At 74.3% G+C, this 3,804-nt stretch carries 2 protein-coding genes; one reads left to right on the forward strand and one right to left on the reverse strand.

The annotated features are described in order from the left end of the window. Positions 1-3,022 (reverse strand): methyltransferase domain-containing protein (locus A612_RS04460; RefSeq protein WP_019373344.1); only part of this gene is annotated, 3,022 nt, incomplete at its 3' end. Positions 3,023-3,084: 62 nt separating this feature from the next. Here A612_RS04460 and A612_RS04465 point away from each other — a divergent pair. Then, positions 3,085-3,804, forward strand: a 720-nt coding sequence (locus A612_RS04465) for a glycosyltransferase (RefSeq protein WP_019373345.1), incomplete at its 3' end; no start/stop codon positions are given.

A 3,804-nucleotide genomic window follows, 5' to 3' on the forward strand; every position in this document is an offset into this window, starting at 1 on the left:
GCGGCCGCGGGGCGGGTTCGGGCAGGGCAGCGCCGGGGACGATGTCGGTGTGCGGTACGGCGCGCACGCGCGCGGCCGGGGCGAAGGCGGCGATGCGCCGGGCGGCGTCGCGGCTGGGGGCGAGCACGTGGCGCGCGCCCGCCAGCAGCCGGGCGTTGGCGCCGCGCCATTCGGCCACGGTGCGCACGCCGGGCAGCGACTGCGGCGCGGCCATGGCAGGGGCGCAGCAGGCGCATTGGCCCAGCGCGGGCTCGCCCGCGTAGCGGCCGTCGTCGCCGGTGAGGGTGATGTGGGTGCAGTAGCTGAAGTAGTCGTGCGCCGTGAAGTCGTAGGGCACGTCCAGCAGCGCCGGCAGCTCGCGCACCTGCTGGCCGTGGCCGAGCAGGTGGTGGTAGTGGACGTGGCACACGCCGAGCGCGCGCAGCACGTCCAGCAGCTCGTCCCACTGGTCGGCCAGGCGAAAGCTGAGCGCAAAGGCTTCGCCCTCGTCCGCCATGCGCAGCAGCACGCTCTGGCCGGGGGCGGGCGAGAGCGTCAGGAACTGCGCCCGGCCGCGCAGGTGCTCGGCCAGCTCGCGCACGTGGCGCACGGTGCCGCCGGCGCGGTCGTGCAGCACGGCCAGCACCACCGGCGGGCCATCGCTCTGGATGCGGGCGGCGTCCAGCGCCAGGCGGAAGGGCCGGGCCGGGTCTTCCTGGACGAAGGCGTGGACGTCGCGCGCGTAGTTCGGGTGCAGCCGCGCCAGCGTCTGCATGGCGGCGCGCTCGCGCGGGCTCTTGGCGTCGCCGAAACTCACGCCGCCGGTGTGCAGCACGAAGGTGTCGAGCAGGTGCAGGTTGCGCCAGCCGGCGCGGGCGGCGCGCTGGCAGAAGTCGTTTTCCTCGCCGTAGCCCTTGCCGAAGTTCTCCGTATCGAACAGGCCGACCGCCTCCAGGCAGTCGCGGCGGATGTACATGCAAAAGCCCACGCCGGTGGGCACGTCCACCACGGCGCCGGGGAGGGTGGCGGCGGCCAGCGCGTCCAGGCGGGCCGTGTCCCAGCCGGGGGGCAGGGGGTTGTCCTCGCAAAAGCGCGGGTAGCTGCAGATGGTGGCGTTGGTCGACAGGGGCGTGACGCTGGCGACGCGCGCATCGCCATAGGCGGCGGCGCGGATGCGGTCGAGCCAGTCGTTGGCGACCTCGGTGTCGCTGTTGAGCAGCAGCACGTCGTTGGCCTGCGAGAGCGCCATGCCGCGGTTGACGGTGCCGACGAAGCCGAGGTTGTCCTCGTTCTCCAGCAGGGTGATGCGGCTGTCCTGGGCGGCGCGCTCGCGCAGCCAGGCCGTGACTTCCGGCTCGGGGCTGCAGTCGTTGATGACGATCAGGCGCCAAGGCGTGCGCACCGGGGCGGCGAGCACGGACTCGATGCACAGGCGCGTGTCTTCCAGACCGCGGTAGACGGGGACGATGATGTCCACGGGTTGGTCGGGCGGCTGCAGGGGCCGGGGCGCGGGGCGGGCGGCGGCGCGCAGGTGCTTCGGGGTGCGGCCGAGCAGGCGGTCGAGAGTCATCTTGGCGTGCACGAGCGGGCGGGTGGCGCGAAAGACGGTGGAGCTCTCGATGGCCTTCAGGTGGGCCGCCAGCTCGCCATAGTCGCTTTGCAACCGCGTCAGCTCGTGCTGCAGCTGGGTGGCGTTGCGCTGCAGCTGGGCGGCCTCGCTCTGGAAGCCGTCGCTCTGGGCCTGCAGACGCTGGGCCTGTGCGCGACTTTCCTCCAGTGCGCGCGCGAGGTTGTCCATATGTTGTTGGCGCTCCAGCAGCTGGCCGATGCGGTCGTGCAGCGGCTGGACGCTGGCCGACAGCGCCAGGTAGTCGGCCGACATGGGCCAGCCGACCTCGGCCTCCAGCACCGCCGCCTGCGCCAGCGCGTCGGCGGGGGCGGGCAGCTCGAACCAGGGGTCGTCGCCAGTGAGCAGCAGCAGCGTGGGCGAGGCGGCGGGCGCGTGCCAGACGATCTGCTGGTGCGCCGTGGTGGCCAGCAGGGAGCGCTCCGCCTGGAGCGCCGACCATTGCCACAGTGGCTGGCCCGCGCCGTCGAGCAGGCGCAGCGCGTGCAGGTGAAAAAAGCCGGGCCGGTCGGCCGGGTCGAGTCGGATGGCGGTGAGGGGCGCGTCGCCCGCGGGCAGCTCGAAGCGCAGCGTCTGCCGCTCGCGGCCGATCTGGCCGGTGGCGCTGCGCTTTCCGTCTTCCGTGTAGCCCTGGCCGCGCGCCACGTACAGCTGTGCGGTGAACAGGGCGTGGGCGGGCTCGGGGTCGGGCGCGCCTTCCCGAGGGGCGCTGACGGCATGGGCCACCGGCTGGGCGGCGCCGATGAACTGGTAGGCGAGCGCGTCCGGCGCGGCCAGCAGGTAGCGCGCCACGGCCGGCGGCAGCTCGTCGAAGCGGGCCTGGAATTCGGATTCGGGCAGCTCGCGGCGGATGGTGTCGATCTGCCGCAGCGCCCAGCGCTGCTCGCCCAGGAAGCGCGCGAGCGAGCGCCGCGTGAAGAAGCGCAGGTGGGTGCGGTCGAGCAGCCCTTCCTCGCGGTAGCGGAACTCGCCTTGCAGCAGCTCGGCCACCAGGCCGGCATAGCCCGCGTTGGGCACGGACACGAGCAGCTGCCCGGTGCCGGGCCGAAGGAGTTCGCGGCAGGCCGCCAGCACGCGCTCGGGCGCGCGCAGGTGCTCCAGCACGTCGGCGCAGACGACGTAGTCGTAGTGCTGCGCGTCGAAGGCGGCCAGCAGGTCGCAGGCCTCCAGGTCGGCGACCACCACGTGGCGGTAGTGCGGCCGGGCGTGCGCGGCCTCGGCCTCGCTCCAGGTCAGGCCGTCGCTGGTGCAGCCGCGCGTCTCCTTCAGGTACTGGCCCAGGGCGCCGCTGCCGCAGCCGAGGTCGAGCACGGTCGCGCCCTCGTGGACGAGGCCGGCCAGCACCGACAGCGAGGTGCGCTCGCCGGGGCGGATGCTGCGCAGGTAGACGTGCAGGTCCTCGATGTTCTGTGTCATCCGGGAATTATCGGCCGAGCGACCGGCCTCGGCGGCGGGCGCTGCGGCGACAATGCGGGGCGATGCAACAAGCCGCCGAACCCGTGCGCGATGGCCTGGTGGTGTCCGTGGTCAGCCACGGGCACGGTGACCTCGTGCGCGCGCTGCTGCGCGACCTGGCGCGGCACTGCGCCGGCAGCGTGGCGCGGGTGGTGCTGACGCTCAACCTGCCCGGCGAGCCGGCGCCGGCGGAGGCCGCCGAAGGCGCCGCCTGGCCCTTCGCGCTGGAGCTGCGCCGCAACGCGCGCCCGCTGGGCTTCGGCGCCAACCACAACCGGGCGCTGGCGGGCGGGGCCGAGCCCTTCGTGTGCATCCTGAACCCGGACGTGCGGCTCCTGCCCGGGGCGGATCCGCTGGCCGCCCTGGTGGCAGCGGCGCGCCGGCCGGGCGTGGGCTGTGCCTACCCGGTGCAGCTCGACGGCGCGGGCCGGGTGCAGGACAGCGAGCGCGCCCTGCCCACGCCCGCGGCGCTGTGGCGCCGGCGCGTGCTGGGGCGCGCCGAGGCGCGCGTGGACTGGGTGAACGCGGCCTGCCTGGTGCTGCCGCGCGCGGTCTGGGAAGCGGTGGGGGGCTTTGACGAGCGCTACCACATGTATTGCGAGGACGTGGACCTGAGTCTGCGCCTGCGGCTGGCGGGCTGGGCGCTCGCGCGCGCGCCCGTGCAGATCGAACATGCGGCCCAGCGCGCCAGCCGCAAGGGGTTGCGGCCGCTCGTGTGGCACCTGCGCAGCCTGTGGCGGCTG

It is taken from the genome of Melaminivora alkalimesophila, assembly GCF_000282995.1.
Classification (GTDB): Bacteria; Pseudomonadota; Gammaproteobacteria; order Burkholderiales; family Burkholderiaceae_C; genus Melaminivora; species Melaminivora alkalimesophila.